Source organism: Methylobacterium gregans (assembly GCF_022179245.1).
Classification (GTDB): Bacteria; Pseudomonadota; Alphaproteobacteria; order Rhizobiales; family Beijerinckiaceae; genus Methylobacterium; species Methylobacterium gregans.
In genome coordinates, this window is sequence record NZ_BPQM01000176.1 from 1 (window position 1) to 14,607 (window position 14,607).

Genomic DNA, 14,607 nt, shown 5'->3' on the forward strand with positions numbered 1-14,607 from the left:
TCCAGGGCGAACCCCGGAGAAAACCTGATCCGGCCAGCGCGCAAGCTCGGAATATCCACCCCGAAACCCGCTTGCCTGCCTGGAGGAACCGTGCTACCGACCTGCCCATGGGGCGGCCCGTCTCAGCGGTGGAGGGCGTTTAGAGCCCTCGTTCCCCCGTGTCAACCCCGCCTCTCGGAGCCGCCGGAGCGGCCAGATCACCGGGATCCACACCCTTCAGCCGACACGACAGCGGACCACCCGGCTCTCGCCAGATCGTCCTGCCAGACTGTCAGAAGAAGCGTCGGCGCCCGGTTCGCTCTCGCGGCCGGCGCCGATGAGCGGTATCTACGCAGCCCAGCCCGCCCCGTCAACACCCAACACGACAATCACACGAAAAATCCGCGACCGGCCCGTGACAGGCGCTGACGGGCAACGTCGCTGCGGGGGCGTCCTGTCAGCTGCTGCACCACCCTCCCCTGCCCGCGCCTCGCTCCGGGACGCTTCCGCCCAGGGCGGCCTTCACGCCCCGGCCGTCTTCCATGGCCGCATGGCTTCCGGACCGACGATGTCGGCGGGCGGCTCAAAATCCGTAGCGGCACCGCGCATGGCCTCAGCCGGACGCGGAAAGCCGCTGCGGCGTCGGTACTCGGCGCGCAGCCCCTCGGAGGGCATCCGGGGCGCGTCGATCAGCGCCTGCGCGCAGAGCACGTCCGCGACCGTGACTCCGGCGAGCGATGCGAGCGCGATGACCGCGTTGCCCCGCCGCGGGTTGTCACCCTCCAGCGCGGGCAGGACGCTCGCGATGTCGAGCCCGTCGCCGGCCACCCGGGCGCAGATCCAGGGCGTCGGATCCTGCGCGCCGAGGATGCCGGCCCCCTGCGCGATCTCGCGCAGGCCGTAGGCGCGGATCAGCGGGCCGGCGCGCGGCAGGCCGAGCCAGCGCGCGATCGCGTCGCCGAAGGCGAGCTCGGTGAGGCCGAGCCCCAGTGAGAACCAGCCGAGCCCGCGGGCGAAGCGGGCGGTGGCGGGATCGGGCCTGCGCCGGGGATCGGCGGCGTAGCGGCTGCGCCGCGGGGACGGGACGGACATGCGGGACGCTCCGGACACCTCGAGGACAAATCGGACGGGTTCAGGGTCGCAGCACGACCTTGATGCAGTTGTCCTTCTTGTCCCGGAAGGTGCGGTACATCTCCGGCCCCTGCTCCAGACTCGCCCGGTGGGTGATCACGAAGGACGGGTCGATCTGGCCCGCGTCGATCCGGCGCACGAGGTCGTCGGTCCAGCGGTTCACGTGGGTCTGGCCGGTGCGGACGGTGAGGCCCTTGTTCATCAGGGCGCCCATCGGCACCTTGTCGATGAGCCCGCCATAGACGCCCGGGATCGACAGGATGCCGGCCGGGCGGCAGACGTAGATCATCTCGCGCAGCACCGTGGGCCGGTCGCTCTCCAGCATCACCGCCTGCTTCACCCGGTCGTAGGCGTGCTCCAGGGCGCGGGGTGCGTGCGCCTCCATGCCGACCGCGTCGATGCACTTCTCCGGGCCTTTGCCCGCGGTGAGTTCGTTGAGACGCTCGACCACGCTCTCACGGGTGTTGTCGATCACGACCGCGCCACCCGCGCGGGCCATGTCGAGGCGCTCGGGGACGCCGTCGATGCAGACCACCTGCCGGGCGCCGAGCAACAGCGCCGAGCGCACGGCCATCTGGCCGACCGGGCCCGCACCCCAGATCGCGACCGTGTCGGTCGGCTGGATGTCGGCCTGCACGGCCGCCTGCCAGCCGGTCGGGAAGATGTCGCCGAGAAACAGCACCTGCTCGTCGGTGAGGGAATCCGGCACCTTGATGTGGGTCTTGTCGGCGAAGGGGACGCGGACGTACTCGGCCTGGCCGCCCGGATAGCCGCCCGTGATGTGGGTGTAGCCGAACAGGCCCGCCGTGGTGTGCCCGAAGGCCTTGGCGGCGATGTGCTTGTTGCGGTTCGAGCGCTCGCAGACCGAGAAGAAGCCACGCTTGCACTGGTCGCACTCGCCGCAGATGATCGTGAACGGGATCACGACCCGCTCGCCCTTCCGCAGGGCGCCGTTCACGCCCCGGCCCGTTTCGACGACCTCGCCCATGAACTCGTGGCCCATGACGTCGCCGCGCTCCATGCCGGGCATGAAGTGGTCGTAGAGGTGCAGGTCCGAGCCGCAGATCGCGCAGACCGTGACCTTGATGATCGCGTCGCGCTCGTCCTCGATCTGCGGGTCCGGCACCGTCTGGCACCGGATGTCCTGGGTTCCGTGCCAGACCAGAGCTCTCATGGGTCGCCTTCCGGATCGGGGCGCCCGCTGCGGCGCCGTCGAGGTCTGAACCGGGGAAGGTACGGCCACGTTTCGAGCGCGGCGCAGGTTCTGCGGATCGCGGGGTGCGGCGAGGCCCCGCACGGAGCCTCGCCGCACGGCCGGTCAGGGAACGGTGCGCCTCACTCCGCCTCGTCCTCGTCCGGGTCGACGGCCGCCGCGGGCACGTCGAGCGGGCGGGCGATGCTGCCCGTCGTGACGGGTGTCCGGGCCGGCACCGCGACGGGCGCGGCGGCAAGACCCCGGCGCGCGAGCCCCGGCTCCGACGGCATGATCGCCGCGCCCGCGGCGACGAGGCCGGCCAGGGCTCGCAGGTCGTCGGGCTGGCGCGGATCGCGGGAGATCAGCTCGGCATCGCGCTGGAGGTGCAGGTTGCAGGCCCGCGACGGCAGGCCTCCGTCCGGGGTGCAGGCGTCGTGCCGGGCGCAGGCCGCATCGAGGGCGTCGACCGGCGGCCGCGGGGCATTGTTGCCGGGCCCGCAGTAATTGCCATGGATCAGCATGGCCGGGCCGTGGCTGCCGCGCGGCGCGCCGAGCGGGTCGCCCAGTGCGGCTGACTGCGCCAGGGCCGGGGCGGTCGCGCCGAGGCAGAGGGTGAGGAGGACGAGCGGTCGCATCATGGGCTGGTGTCCTTCGTGTCTTCGGTCGAAGCCGTGAGCGCGGCGCTTCCGGGACGCCTGGGTGCCCCCCCAGGCCCGGTGCGGGACGGGGCGGCCTGCTGCTCTCGGCCAGCCCGTTGTGCATTGCACCGGATCGTGCCGGCCAACACGGAGGCCGCCACGGCGGTTCCGCCGGACGGCCACGATCGCCTCGGTGCCGGGCGTCTACGGCGGGGCGATCCCGATCAACCTGGGCGCGATCGTGCGGAAGGGCCTGAGCATCAGCAGCGCTCAGCGCCACGTGAGGCGCGACCCGGAGACGCTGACCAAGCTGGTCCAGGCGGGCGCGTTCGACACGGCGATCGCTGATCACCCACCGCTCGACCAGGCTCGCGGGCGGCCAGGACCTCGGCCAGACCTTCCGCGGCAAGCCGGACGTCTGTGTGATGGTGGTGTTCCACCCGGGCTGAGACGGGGCCGGGCCGGGGCGGATACCCCGGCCCGGCGCGTGGTCAGATCTTCCCGTCGAGACCCATCTGGTAGTACTTGTGCACGATCTTGTCCTGGTTCTCGAGGAGCCAGTCGATCGAGGGCTCGTTGGTCATCGCCTTGCGGATCGCCTCGGTCATGCCCTTGCGCTGGATCTCGAACAGCGCCCGGTGATCGACGCTCTCGGCCTGGATCACACCCGGGCTCAGCCAGACCGAGCAGATGATGCCGAGATCGTTGGCCTTCTCCTTGGGGATGTAGCCCGCCCGCACCGCGTCGAGCACGCCGTTGGCGATGGCGTACTGCACCGTGCCCATCAGGATCGAGGTGTACTTGTTCTCCGTCACGCTGACCTTGGAGACGCAGAGCGTGACCGGGCGCACCATGATGTCGGTGTTCAAGAGCGCGAAGACGCGGCTGTGGCCCACCACCTGATCGCCCGTGAGCGTGGCGAGCGCCGTGCCGACCGGGCCGTCGAGCTCGCCGATGATCACCTCGGGCTCGGACGCCGTGTTCGGCGGGCCGCCCGCCACCAGCGCCTCGCCGGCGCGCAGGATGATACGATCGCTCATGCTGGGTTTCTCCTGACTGGGAAGGGGGCGCGCCCTACCACGCCGCGCAGATCTTGCCGAAATGTCCGGCCGCTTCCTGATGCCGGAAGGCCTCCGGCAGCTCGTCGAAGCCGAAGGTCCGGTCGATCACCGGGCGGATTCCCGCCAGATCGAGGGCCGCGACGTAGTCCTGCTGCTGGCGACGGCTGCCAACGATCAGCCCCTGCAGGCGCGCCTGCTTGGCCATCAGCGCCGCCGTCGGGATCTCGCCGGCGAACCCGGTGAGCACGCCGATGAGGGAGATGTGGCCGCCCACCCGCACCGCCTCGATCGACTGCGCCAGCGTGCCGGGGCCGCCGAGTTCGAGCACGTGGTCGACGCCGCGGCCCCCGGTCCAGTCCCGCGCCAGCGTCCCCCAGTCCGGGTGCTGCCGGTAGTTGATCGTGTGGTCGGCGCCGAGCGCCCGCACCCGCTCGAGCTTGGCGTCGGACGAGGAGGTGACGATCACGGCCGCGCCCATCAGCTTGGCGATCTGCAGCGCCGCGATCGCGACGCCGCCGGTGCCGAGCGCCAGCACCGTGTCGCCGGCCTTCAGGCCCCCGTCCCCGACGAGCGCCCGCCACGCGGTGAGGCCCGCGGTGGTCAGGGTCGCGGCCTCCGCGTGGCTCCAGCCCCGCGGCGCGCGCGTGAAACTCTCGGCGGAGCGGACCGCGTGGGTGAGCGCGAAGCCGTCGATGCCGTCGCCGGGCGTGCCGGCGAAATCCCCGACCGCGCCGTGGGGCAGCCCGTCCGGCCATTGCGGGAAGAAGCAGGAGACGACGGCGTCGCCGGGCGCGAATTCCGCGACGCCGGGGCCCACCGCCTCGACCACCCCCGCCCCGTCCGACATCAGGATCCGACCGTCGGCGGCGGGCGCGTGGCCGGCGGCGACCAGGAGATCGTGGTAGTTGAGCGAGGTCGCGTGCACCGCGACGCGGATCTCACCGGGCCCCGGCGCGCCGGGATCGGGCCGTTCGGCGATCTCCAGGCGGTCGAGGCCGCCGGGCGCACGTACGACGAAGACCTTCATCTCTTCCTCCAATCTGGCGGGACCCGGGCGGGCGGTGGGGGCCGGACGGGCCGCGGGACGTGTTGCGGCTGCAGTTAGGGCGCTCCGCGGCGAAGGGGACGCCGGTCCGGCGCCGAACCCGCTCCCGCGGGGCAGCCGGCATGTCCGGGTCGACGTCACCCAACCGTTGCGGTCGATCCCTAGGCTGGGTCGCGCATCCCAGCCTCAGCATCCTGTCCCATGCCCGACGCCCTGCCCTCCGCCGCTTCCGGCCCAACCGTCTCCAGGACCCCGGAGGAGGCGACCGGTCCGCGCTTCGACGGTCGGGCCCACCCGGCCCAGAACGGTCTGATCCTGCTCGCGGGGCTCGCGGGGCTCGCCTACGGCTCGTATAGCCTGATCGCCGACATGAGCGCGGCGCGGGAGACGCCCCTCGCGCTCGGCGCCTTCGCGTTGCTCGGCCTCGCGCTCCTGATCGCGCTGGGCTTCGAGTTCGTGAACGGCTTCCACGACACCGCCAACGCGGTCGCCACGGTGATCTACACGCGCGCCCTGCCGCCGTCCGTCGCGGTGGTCTGGTCGGGCGCCTTCAACTTCCTGGGCGTGGTGCTGTCGTCGGGTGCGGTGGCCTACGCCATCGTCGCGCTGCTGCCCGTGGAACTGGTGCTGCAGGTCGGATCGGAGGCCGGCTACGCGATGGTCTTCGCGCTGCTCGTGGCCGCCATCGTGTGGAATCTCGGCACTTGGGCGTTCGGCCTGCCGAACTCCTCCTCGCACGCCCTGATCGGCTCGGTGCTGGGCGTCGGGCTGGCCAACCAGTTCGTCGGCGGGCACGATGGCACCTCGAAGGTGGACTGGGCCCAGGGCCTGGAGGTGCTGAAGGCGCTGGCCTTCAGTCCGGTCTGCGGCTTCTTGCTGGCCGCCCTGCTGATGCTCGTGCTGAAACGCGTCGCGCGCGGCCGTGAGCTCGATCGGGTGCCCGAGGGCGAGGCCCCGCCCCCGCTCCCGATTCGCTGCCTGCTGATCCTGACCTGCACCCTGGTCTCGTTCTTCCACGGCGGCAACGACGGCCAGAAGGGCATGGGTCTGATCATGCTCATCCTGATCGGAGCGGCGCCGACCGCCTACGCCCTGAATCGCACCATGACGGAGGCCGACACGCCCGGTTTCGTGCAGGCCTCACGGGCCGCCTCCGGCGTCTTCGCCGGCCGCGCCGCCGATGCAGCACGCCCCACGCCCGGAGCGGCCCGCGCCGCAGTCGGCGACGCCCTCAAGACGAAGGCCCTGAATCGCCCGGCCGTCTTCGCTGCGCTCGCCTCCCTGTCGGACGACATCGCCGGCAAGGTGCAGGATTACGGATCGCTGCGTCTCGTCCCGGCCGCCGCAACGCCCAACCTGCGCAACGACATGTATCTCGCCTCGGACGCGATCCGGCGGCTGACGAAGGCAGGTGCCTTCGGGGCCGACGAGGCGAAGGTCCTGAACGGCTATGTCGACCTACTCGACGCGGGAACCCGCTACATTCCCGGCTGGGTCAAGGTCTGCGTCGCCCTGGCGCTCAGCCTCGGCACGATGGTCGGCTGGCGGCGGATCGTCGTCACGGTCGGCGAGCGGATCGGCAAGCAGCACCTGACCTACGCGCAGGGTGCCTCGGCCGAGATCGTGGCGGCCGGCACGATCGGGCTCGCCGAGGGCTACGGCCTGCCGGTCTCGACCACGCACATCCTGTCGTCCGGCGTCGCGGGCACCATGGCGGTGAACGGATCGGGCCTCCAGCTTGCCACCGTGCGCAGCCTCGCCCTCGCCTGGATCCTGACACTGCCGGCCGCGATGCTGCTCGCCGGCACGCTGTTCGTGCTGCTGCGGCAGGTCGTCTAAGGGGTATGGAAGGCCTCGGGGCTGGGCCGGCGTCAGGCCGCCGCGCGGTGGGGCACCACCGCCCCGGCGGCGAGGCGGGAGTTGCGGTAGCGCTCGTCCGCGGTGACCTCCTCGCCGATCCAGGGCGGCAGCGCCACGGGCTCGTCGGCGCGGGCGAGTTCCGCCTCGGCCAGGATCAGCCCGTCGAGCGCCCCGGCGAAGACGTCGACGTCCCAGGCCCGGCCTCCGTCCTCGACCCGGTAGCGCACCTTCTCGATCCGGCTTCCCGGATCGACCGCGGCGAGGAGTGCGGCGCCCACCGGGGCCGGCAGCTCGAACTCGATCTCCTCGCGGACGGCGCCGCGCCGCGGCCCCTTCCAGGCGAGGAGGTAGCGCGCGCCCATGCGGCGCACCCGCACCGTGTTCTCGGCGTCGGTGTACAGGTAGCCCTGGACAATGATGGTGCCGAAACGGCAGCGCTCCAGAACGGCCCGGGTCGCGAGGAACTTGCGCTCGATCTCGATCGCCATGCAGGGCTCGTCGCTGTTGCGGGGCGGTTCGGTTACGCACGACGCGAGGCGTGGCGGCCGCACAGCTGGTCAGGGCACGAGGCCCGTCTCGACGCAGTGTGGGCGAGGCTTGCACGGGTCAGTCATCAAGATCGATCCGGCCACCCAGGTTCCCGGAGGTGCGGGAAAAAAGCGCGGTCCGGAACCTTCAGCCCTTCGGCTCGAGGCAGCGCAGCACTGCGGCGAGTTCCTGCGCCTGATGAAACGTGAGGCCCGAGCTGACGGCATCGCCGTCGCGGTAGAGCGTGTAGGTGCCGTCGCAGGCGGGTTTGATCTTGATGGAGGACAATCAGGGCTCCGGGTGGGCGCCGTGTCGGGCGGGAGCACGAAGCTTAGCCGTAAAGGCGGCCCAGGCAAGCCGGGGACGGCTCGGCGGCGTGGATGACGGATCTCGCGGACCGCCGGTGCCGATCCCGCGATGATCCACCGGTTATCCCGGCGGATCGGGGAGGCCCTCGGATAGCCCTGATCCCCGCGGGCGGGTATGGGAGATCCGGGTGGATCAGGCCGGCGCGGCCCGCATGGCTGGCCAGCGGCTGCCCGGCCAAATGCGGGAGACGACGATTTCGGACGATGCTTGGGCGACCGCCCTCGGCCTGCTCTCGGTGCTCGCGCTGGTGCTGGCCAACGGCTTCTTCGTGGCCGCCGAGTTCGCCCTGGTGGCGGTGCGCCGCAGCCGGGTGACCGAGCTGGTGAACGAGGGGCGCGTCAACGCGCGGGCGCTGATGGCCGCGACCGACCACCTCGACGCGCACTTGGCCGCGACGCAGCTCGGCATCACCATCTCGTCGCTGGCTCTGGGCTGGGTCGGCGAGCCGGCGCTGGCCCACTTGGTGGAGCCCGCGCTCGCCTGGCTGCCGGGCATGCTGCCGAGCGTGGGCGCTCACACGGTCGCGGTGGTGATCTCGTTCGTGATCATCACGGCGCTGCACATCGTGCTGGGCGAGCTCGCCCCGAAGAGCCTCGCGCTCCAGCGCAGCGAGCGCACGGCGCTGGCCGTGATCCGGCCGCTCTCCCTGTTCCTGTTCGTGTTCCGCCCGGCCATCGTCTTCCTGAACGGGCTGGGCAACGGCGTGCTGCGCCTGTGCGGCCTCCAGGCCGGCCATGGCGAGGGTGGCCACCACTCGACCGCGGAGTTGAATCTCCTGGTCGAGGCGAGCCGCGAGGCCGGGTTGATCCAGGAGGCGCAGCAGGAGGCCGTCGAGCGCATCTTCGCGCTCGGCGACCGGCGCATCCGCGAGGTGATGACGCCCCGCCACGAGATCGAGTGGGTCGATTCGGACGACGACCGCGACGTGGTGCTGCGGGCCCTGCGCGACTGCAGCCACGCCCAGGTGGTGGTGGGCCGCGGCACGGTGGACGAGGTCGTCGGCGTGGTGCGCAAGCAGGACCTGCTCGACCGGGTTCTCGACGGACAGCCGCCGGACATCGACGCGGTGACCCGCCAGCCGATCGTGGTGCACGAGGCGATGTCGGTGCTGGCCGTGCTGGAGACGTTCCGGGCCAAGCCCGTGCAGATGGCGATCGTGGTGGACGAGTACGGCAGCCTGGAGGGCATCGTCACGGCGACCGACCTCCTGGAGGCGATCGCGGGCGACATCCCCGAGCCCGGCGAGGAGCCCGACGTGGTCGAGCGCGACGACGGCTCCTTCCTGATCGACGGCATGATGCCCGCCGAGGAGGCTTTCGAGCGCCTGGGCCTCACCGAGAAGCCGGAGCGGGACGACTTCAACACGATCGCGGGCTTCGTGATCTTCCGGCTCGGCCGCATCCCGAGCACGGGCGACAGCGTCGAGGCGCATGGCTGGCGCTTCGAGGTCGTCGACATGGACGGGCGGCGCGTCGACAAGCTGCTGGTCCAGCCGCTCGGCTGAGAGGCTATGCGGGCCTGAACCGGTCCGGCCGCCCCGGGTTGGCCCTGGGAGCCTTGAGACCGGGGAGAGCATGGCCGCATCCGCGCCGACGCCGCGCCCATCACTGCCGCGCACCCGTGCCCTCGACAGCAGCCTCGCCCTCCTGCGCGAGGGCTACGCCTTCATCCCGAACCGCTGCCGGGCCCTCGGCTCCGACCTGTTCGCCACCCGCCTGATGCTGAGCCCCGTCACCTGCATGACGGGCGCCGAGGCGGCCGCCCGCTTCTACGACGGCCACCGCTTCACCCGCCGCCACGCGCTGCCCGCGATGAGCTTCGCGCTGATCCAGGATCAGGGCAGCGTGATGGTGATGGACGGGCAGGCGCATCTCTGCCGCAAGGCGATGTTCCTCGGTCTCGTCGGCATACCGGCACTGGAGCGCCTCGCGGCCATCACGGTGCGGCACTGGCGCGCCGCCGCGGAGCGCTGGACGCGGGCGGATCGGGTCGTGCTCCTCGACGAGGCCCACCGCGTGCTCACCGCCGCGATCTGCGCGTGGGTCGGCCTGCCCCTGGAGCCCCAAGAGGTCGCGGCGCGGGCGGCCGAGTTCGCCGCGATGATCGACGGCACCGGCGCGATCGGCCCACGCAACTGGCGCGGCCATCTCTACCGCGCCCGCACCGAGCGCTGGGCGCGGGCGATGATCCGGGAGATCCGCGCCGGCCGCCGGGAGGTGCCGGAGGGCGCAGCCCGCGCGATCGCCGAGCACCGCGAGCGCGACGGCCGGCCGCTCGACGAGGCGGTGGCGGCGGTCGAGCTGATCAACGTGCTGCGCCCCACCGTCGCCAACGCGCGCTACGTCGTCTTCGCCGCCCTGGCACTGCACGGGGCCCCGGAGCTTCGCCCGACGCTCACCGACGCGGATGCCCGCCGCCGCTTCGCCCTGGAACTGCGGCGGTTCTACCCCTTCATCCCGTTCATCGGCGGCCGGGTGCTGGAGCCCTTCGGGCTGCAGGGACACGACTTCCGAACGGGTGACTGGGTGCTGATGGACCTCTACGGCACCAACCGCGACCCGCGACTCTGGCGGGAGCCCGAGCGGTTCGATCCGGATCGCTTCGGGACGGCGCCGCCCGGCGCCTTCGCGCTGGTCTCGCACGGCGGTGGCACGGCGGCGGAGGGGCACCGCTGCCCGGGCGAGGGCATCAGCCAGATCCTGCTGGAGACCCTGGCCGGCGAACTCGCCAGCCTCGCCTACCGGGTGCCCGAGCAGGACCTGACGCTCGACCTCGCCCACATTCCGGCCCGGCCCCGCAGCGGTTTCGTCATCCGCGACGTGCGGGTGGGTTAGGGGCAGAGCCCGAGCGGCCGGGCGTGCGTGGGATCGCTTTCGACCCTGAGGAGCCGTCGGATGCGGTAGCGGCGGACGGCCGGCGGGGAACCTGAAGCGGACGTCCGTTTCCCCGTTCGGCGTTCGAGCATCCCCAGTTCGAGCATCCCCAGGGAGTGGACGGTCGCCACGGCCTGAACACCAGCACCCCGGAACGCTCGAGTCGGATCGCAGGTTCTGAAGCCACGCACAGGGCCAAGCCGTTGCTGCGCACGGGGTCCCACGCAACGTGAAGGCTCGCTGGATGCTGAACTGGTTTCGCGCGCTGATGCCGAGAGAGGATCGCTTCTTCGACCTGTTCGAGCGCCACGCCCGCACCCTGGTCGCCGCCGCGGAGGCGCTGCAGGGCGTGCTCCAGGGCGGGCCTGAGGTGTCGCGCTACTGTCAGGTGATCGTCGACCGCGAGCACGAGGCGGACGTGATCACGGCCGAGGTCCTGCTCGCCGTGCGGCGCAGCTTCATCACGCCGTTCGATCGCGGCGACATCAAGGACCTGATCCAGTCGATGGACGACGCCATCGACCAGATGAACAAGACCGTGAAGGCCATCCAGCTCTACGAGGTCCGGGCGTTCGAGCCCCTGATGCGGGAGATGGGCGGCACCGTGATCGAGGCGGCCCGGCTCACCGCCGAGGCAGTCCCACTCCTCAACGCGATCGGCACGCATGCAGGCCGTCTCAACAAGCTCACGGAAGAGATCACCCGGGTCGAGGGCCGGTCGGACGAGATGCAGGAGCGCGGCCTCAAGGCTCTCTACCAGGCGCATCGCGGGGATGGTGGCGACGGGGACGCCATGGCCTACATCATCGGCGCCGAGCTCTACGGTCACTTGGAGGATGTGGTCGACCGCTTCGAGGACGTTGCCAACGAGATCAGCGGCATCGTGATCGAGAACGTGTGACCGGCATGCAGGCCGCCACCCTTGCCCTCCCCTACCTCGTTGCCCTGATCGCCGTCGCGCTGGTCTTCGACTTCCTCAACGGCCTGCACGACGCGGCGAACTCGATCGCCACCATCGTCTCGACCCGGGTGCTGAGGCCCCAATACGCGGTGCTCTGGGCCGCGTTCTTCAACTTCATCGCCTTCCTGTTCTTCGGCCTGCACGTGGCTCAGACCCTCGGGACCGGGATCGTCGATGCCGGCATCGTCGACCCGCAGGTGATCCTCAGCGCGCTCCTCGGCGCCATCGCCTGGAACATCGCCACCTGGGTATTCGGGATCCCGTCGAGCAGCTCGCACGCGCTGATCGGCAGCCTCGTGGGGGCGGGCGTGGCCAAGGCCGGAACCGGAATCGTCGTCTGGTCCGGGCTGCTGAAGACGGCGGCGGCCATCGTGCTCTCACCCCTGCTCGGGTTCTTCCTGGCCCTGCTCCTGGTCCTGATCGTCTCCTGGGCCTGCGTCCGGTCGACGCCGTTCGCGGTCGACCGCACCTTCCGGGTCCTGCAATTCGTCTCAGCCTCGCTCTACTCGCTGGGCCATGGCGGCAACGACGCGCAGAAGACCATGGGCATCATCGCCGTGCTGCTCTACTCGCAGGGTCATCTGGGCGACGCCTTCCACGTCCCGCTCTGGGTCGTGCTCTCCTGCCAGGCTGCGATGGCGCTCGGCACCCTGTCGGGCGGCTGGCGGATCGTGCACACGATGGGATCCCGGATCACCCGGCTGAACCCGATGCAGGGATTCTGTGCCGAGACCGGGGGGGCGATCACGCTGTTCCTCGCGACCTGGCTCGGGGTGCCGGTCTCGACCACGCACACCATCACGGGCGCGATCATCGGCGTCGGCGCCGCCCGCCGCGCCTCGGCCGTTCGCTGGGGCCTTGCCGGCAACATCGTGATCGCCTGGGTGGTGACCCTGCCGGCCGCGGCCGGCATAGCGGCGGCCTGCTACGGGCTGATCGGGCTGTTGATCTGACGACCCGAGGGGGCCTCGGATGAGCCGCACATCATCGTCCTTCAGCTTGAGGCGGCCGATGGTCTCGCGCGGTAGGCCACCGATGGTGAACGGCTTGGCCGGGTGCGCGGGCTTGTTGCCAGCGCGCTAAACTGGGACGGTGTCCATCGATCTACCGGCTGTGCAGGTCGAGCCGTACAGCACGGCGAGTGTCGGTTTCCGCCACCGGTTATGAAGGCCCAGTTCCGAGGCCGATGCGGTCCATTGCAAGCGGCAGGCTGAAGAACGGCTTCCCCCCGATGGTCCTTCCGGCGGTCGGCAGGCGGGTCCGATCTGGACCGCATCCCGCTTAACCCACGGCGGCGCGCTCCAATTCGGCGAGGTCGAGCTTCACCATTGCCTGCATCGCCGCGAAGACCCGGGCGGCGACCGCCGGGTCCGGGTCGGCGAGGAGGCGGGGCAGGGCCTCGGGAACGATCTGCCAAGGCACGCCCCAGCGGTCGTTGAGCCAGCCGCAGGCGATCGCTCGGCCGCCCCCTTCGGTCAGCGCCGCCCAGAGCCGGTCGATCTCGGCCTGATCGGCGCATGCGACCGAGATGGAGGCGGCGGTGCCGTAATCGGCCGCCGTTCCGCCGTTGAGCGCCTGAAAGCTCTGGCCGCCGAGCCGGAAGCGCACCAGGATCGGGTCGCCCGGCGCCCCGCCCGGCCAGGGGCCCGGCGCGTGCAGGACGTCCTCGATCGCCGAATCCGCGATCAGGGCGACGTAGAAGCGGGCGGCGGCCTCCGCCTCGCGCTCGAACCACAGGCAGGTCGCGACGGCCATCTGCATCTCCCGGATCAGAGCGTGGCGGCCAGCGCCGCGAGCTGATCGGCGCAGCGGCCCCAGCCCTCGTGGAAACCCATCGCCTCGTGGGCGGCCCGGTCGGCCTCGCTCCAGTGCCGGGCGGTAGCCGTGTAGCGCGTGCCGCCAGCCTCCGGTTCGAAGGTAACGATGCCTGTGAAGAACGGCTTCGGCGAAGGCTCCCAGGCTCGCAGATAGGCGTCGGTGAAGACGATGCGGGTATCCGGGACGAGCTCAAGATAGACGCCCGCGCTCGGAAAGGCGGTGCCGTCCGGACCCTCCATCACGATCCGGGTCGCGCCGCCGGGCCGGAGGTCGATCTCCGCCTCGGTGACCCGGAACGGCGCGGGCGCGAACCAGCGCCGCAGGAGATCCGGCTCGGTCCAGGCCCGGTAGAGCAGGCTCGGCGGGGCTTGGATCAGGCGGCTGAGGACGAGGTCGCGCCCGGGCGGGCTCTCGGCAGTCATTGGTTCTCTCCCGAAATGGTCTGCCCTTCGTCAGCCTTTGGGCTGGTTGAGGGCCCAGAGCACGCCGAAGGGGTCGCGCAGTTGCGCGTAGCGGTCGCCCCAGAACATCTCCTCGGGCTCTTTCACGGGGGTGGCGCCGCCCTCGATCGCCCGGCGCCACCACGCGTCGATGTCCGCGACGATCAGCGTGAGCGTGAAGGCCTGGGGTTGCTGGAGGGCGTGGCCGTATTCCGGGAAGAAGTCGGCCAGCATCAGCGAGGCACCGTTGAGGTAGAGGTGCACGTGCATGGTGCGGCCCTGGTCGTCGGGCGGCATCGCGGCGGCGATCTCGGCGCCGAAGGCGCGCTCGTAGAACGCCGCCGCCTTCAGGGCGCCGTCGAGCGACAGATAGGCGACGAGGCCGCTCTTCACGGGCGCGGTTGCGGGAGTCTCGGGGCTCATCGGCCGTTCTCCGGGATGCGAATCGCCTGCAAGGCTGCCACGAGAGGTCGCCGGCTCGAAAGTCCCGGATCCCAAAGGTCCAAGATCTTCGGCGGGTGCAGGGCAGCGCCCTGCAAGCTCCCCGAGGTCGTCAGATTCCCGCGTACCAGGAGAAGCCGAGCTCGCCGACCATGCTGCCGCGGCCCTGGCCGATCCCGTCCACCCGCTCGACGGCCTCGATGCTGGCGAGATACTTCAGGGACTTGTAGCCGAGCTGGCGCTCGACCCGCAGGCGCACGGGCGCGCC

At 71.2% G+C, this 14,607-nt stretch carries 15 protein-coding genes and 1 pseudogene; 5 read left to right on the forward strand and 11 right to left on the reverse strand.

What is annotated here, in order from left to right; translation table 11 throughout:
* Positions 1–501 precede the first annotated feature (501 nt).
* The 5 genes from MFF54_RS26355 to MFF54_RS26375 all read right to left on the reverse strand — a co-directional run bounded on the left by MFF54_RS26355 (position 502) and on the right by MFF54_RS26375 (position 5,031).
* Positions 502–1,071 carry a cyclase dehydrase gene (locus MFF54_RS26355; protein ID WP_238307152.1) on the reverse strand — a complete coding sequence of 190 codons (570 nt, stop codon included), beginning with the start codon at positions 1,069–1,071 and terminating at the stop codon, positions 502–504.
* A 40-nt stretch (positions 1,072–1,111) separates the two neighbouring features.
* The gene (locus MFF54_RS26360; RefSeq protein ID WP_238307153.1) at positions 1,112–2,284 is read right to left on the reverse strand and encodes a zinc-dependent alcohol dehydrogenase; all 1,173 of its coding nucleotides are present in this window, start codon (positions 2,282–2,284) and stop codon (positions 1,112–1,114) included.
* Positions 2,285–2,445: 161 nt separating this feature from the next.
* On the reverse strand, positions 2,446–2,943 hold the full coding sequence (locus MFF54_RS26365) for a phospholipase A2 family protein (RefSeq protein ID WP_238307154.1): 498 nt from the start codon (positions 2,941–2,943) through the stop codon (positions 2,446–2,448).
* Positions 2,944–3,434: 491 nt separating this feature from the next.
* On the reverse strand, positions 3,435–3,983 hold the full coding sequence (locus MFF54_RS26370; protein WP_238307155.1) for a formaldehyde-activating enzyme: 549 nt from the start codon (positions 3,981–3,983) through the stop codon (positions 3,435–3,437).
* A gap of 34 nt (positions 3,984–4,017) precedes the next feature.
* Positions 4,018–5,031 carry a zinc-dependent alcohol dehydrogenase family protein gene (locus MFF54_RS26375; protein WP_238307156.1) on the reverse strand — a complete coding sequence of 338 codons (1,014 nt, stop codon included), beginning with the start codon at positions 5,029–5,031 and terminating at the stop codon, positions 4,018–4,020.
* A gap of 219 nt (positions 5,032–5,250) precedes the next feature.
* On the opposite strand from MFF54_RS26375, the gene MFF54_RS26380 reads away from it, so the two are divergent.
* Entirely contained in the window at positions 5,251–6,888 is a 1,638-nt protein-coding gene (locus MFF54_RS26380) for an inorganic phosphate transporter (RefSeq protein ID WP_238307157.1), read from the forward strand.
* Between the two features lie 32 nt (positions 6,889–6,920).
* Here the strand turns inward: MFF54_RS26380 and MFF54_RS26385 are convergent, their stop codons facing one another.
* Both MFF54_RS26385 and MFF54_RS26390 read right to left on the reverse strand, forming a co-directional pair.
* Positions 6,921–7,397, reverse strand: a complete 477-nt coding sequence (locus tag MFF54_RS26385; protein ID WP_238307158.1) for a CYTH domain-containing protein — start codon at positions 7,395–7,397, stop codon at positions 6,921–6,923.
* Between the two features lie 187 nt (positions 7,398–7,584).
* The gene (locus tag MFF54_RS26390) at positions 7,585–7,725 is read right to left on the reverse strand and encodes a hypothetical protein (protein WP_238307159.1); all 141 of its coding nucleotides are present in this window, start codon (positions 7,723–7,725) and stop codon (positions 7,585–7,587) included.
* Between the two features lie 259 nt (positions 7,726–7,984).
* On the opposite strand from MFF54_RS26390, the gene MFF54_RS26395 reads away from it, so the two are divergent.
* The 4 genes from MFF54_RS26395 to MFF54_RS26410 all read left to right on the forward strand — a co-directional run bounded on the left by MFF54_RS26395 (position 7,985) and on the right by MFF54_RS26410 (position 12,593).
* Positions 7,985–9,310 (forward strand): hemolysin family protein, encoded by a 1,326-nt coding sequence (locus MFF54_RS26395; RefSeq protein ID WP_238307165.1) that lies wholly within the window; start codon positions 7,985–7,987, stop codon positions 9,308–9,310.
* A 70-nt stretch (positions 9,311–9,380) separates the two neighbouring features.
* Positions 9,381–10,640 (forward strand): cytochrome P450, encoded by a 1,260-nt coding sequence (locus MFF54_RS26400; protein ID WP_238307160.1) that lies wholly within the window; start codon positions 9,381–9,383, stop codon positions 10,638–10,640.
* Between the two features lie 283 nt (positions 10,641–10,923).
* Entirely contained in the window at positions 10,924–11,580 is a 657-nt protein-coding gene (locus MFF54_RS26405) for a DUF47 domain-containing protein (RefSeq protein ID WP_238307161.1), read from the forward strand.
* 5 nt (positions 11,581–11,585) lie between these two features.
* Positions 11,586–12,593 (forward strand): inorganic phosphate transporter, encoded by a 1,008-nt coding sequence (locus tag MFF54_RS26410; RefSeq protein WP_238307166.1) that lies wholly within the window; start codon positions 11,586–11,588, stop codon positions 12,591–12,593.
* 328 nt (positions 12,594–12,921) lie between these two features.
* Here MFF54_RS26410 and MFF54_RS26415 read toward each other — a convergent pair whose 3' ends face one another.
* From MFF54_RS26415 to MFF54_RS26430, 4 genes and pseudogenes are all read right to left on the reverse strand, one after another.
* Entirely contained in the window at positions 12,922–13,395 is a 474-nt protein-coding gene (locus MFF54_RS26415) for a VOC family protein (protein WP_238307162.1), read from the reverse strand.
* Positions 13,396–13,409: 14 nt separating this feature from the next.
* The gene (locus MFF54_RS26420) at positions 13,410–13,880 is read right to left on the reverse strand and encodes an SRPBCC family protein (RefSeq protein WP_238307163.1); all 471 of its coding nucleotides are present in this window, start codon (positions 13,878–13,880) and stop codon (positions 13,410–13,412) included.
* A 30-nt stretch (positions 13,881–13,910) separates the two neighbouring features.
* Entirely contained in the window at positions 13,911–14,321 is a 411-nt protein-coding gene (locus MFF54_RS26425; RefSeq protein ID WP_238307164.1) for a VOC family protein, read from the reverse strand.
* A 130-nt stretch (positions 14,322–14,451) separates the two neighbouring features.
* Positions 14,452–14,607: pseudogene (locus MFF54_RS26430) on the reverse strand (molybdopterin-binding protein); the annotation flags it as partial.

Bases quoted from the DNA above. Each gene is read 5' to 3' on its own strand.
- MFF54_RS26355 (WP_238307152.1), bottom strand. From the start codon at position 1,071: ATGTCCGTCCCGTCCCCGCGGCGCAGCCGCTACGCCGCCGATCCCCGG.
- MFF54_RS26360 (WP_238307153.1), bottom strand. From the start codon at position 2,284: ATGAGAGCTCTGGTCTGGCACGGAACCCAGGACATCCGGTGCCAGACG.
- MFF54_RS26365 (WP_238307154.1), bottom strand. From the start codon at position 2,943: ATGATGCGACCGCTCGTCCTCCTCACCCTCTGCCTCGGCGCGACCGCC.
- MFF54_RS26370 (WP_238307155.1), bottom strand. From the start codon at position 3,983: ATGAGCGATCGTATCATCCTGCGCGCCGGCGAGGCGCTGGTGGCGGGC.
- MFF54_RS26375 (WP_238307156.1), bottom strand. From the start codon at position 5,031: ATGAAGGTCTTCGTCGTACGTGCGCCCGGCGGCCTCGACCGCCTGGAG.
- MFF54_RS26380 (WP_238307157.1), top strand. From the start codon at position 5,251: ATGCCCGACGCCCTGCCCTCCGCCGCTTCCGGCCCAACCGTCTCCAGG.
- MFF54_RS26385 (WP_238307158.1), bottom strand. From the start codon at position 7,397: ATGGCGATCGAGATCGAGCGCAAGTTCCTCGCGACCCGGGCCGTTCTG.
- MFF54_RS26395 (WP_238307165.1), top strand. From the start codon at position 7,985: ATGCGGGAGACGACGATTTCGGACGATGCTTGGGCGACCGCCCTCGGC.
- MFF54_RS26400 (WP_238307160.1), top strand. From the start codon at position 9,381: ATGGCCGCATCCGCGCCGACGCCGCGCCCATCACTGCCGCGCACCCGT.
- MFF54_RS26405 (WP_238307161.1), top strand. From the start codon at position 10,924: ATGCTGAACTGGTTTCGCGCGCTGATGCCGAGAGAGGATCGCTTCTTC.
- MFF54_RS26410 (WP_238307166.1), top strand. From the start codon at position 11,586: ATGCAGGCCGCCACCCTTGCCCTCCCCTACCTCGTTGCCCTGATCGCC.
- MFF54_RS26415 (WP_238307162.1), bottom strand. From the start codon at position 13,395: ATGGCCGTCGCGACCTGCCTGTGGTTCGAGCGCGAGGCGGAGGCCGCC.
- MFF54_RS26420 (WP_238307163.1), bottom strand. From the start codon at position 13,880: ATGACTGCCGAGAGCCCGCCCGGGCGCGACCTCGTCCTCAGCCGCCTG.
- MFF54_RS26425 (WP_238307164.1), bottom strand. From the start codon at position 14,321: ATGAGCCCCGAGACTCCCGCAACCGCGCCCGTGAAGAGCGGCCTCGTC.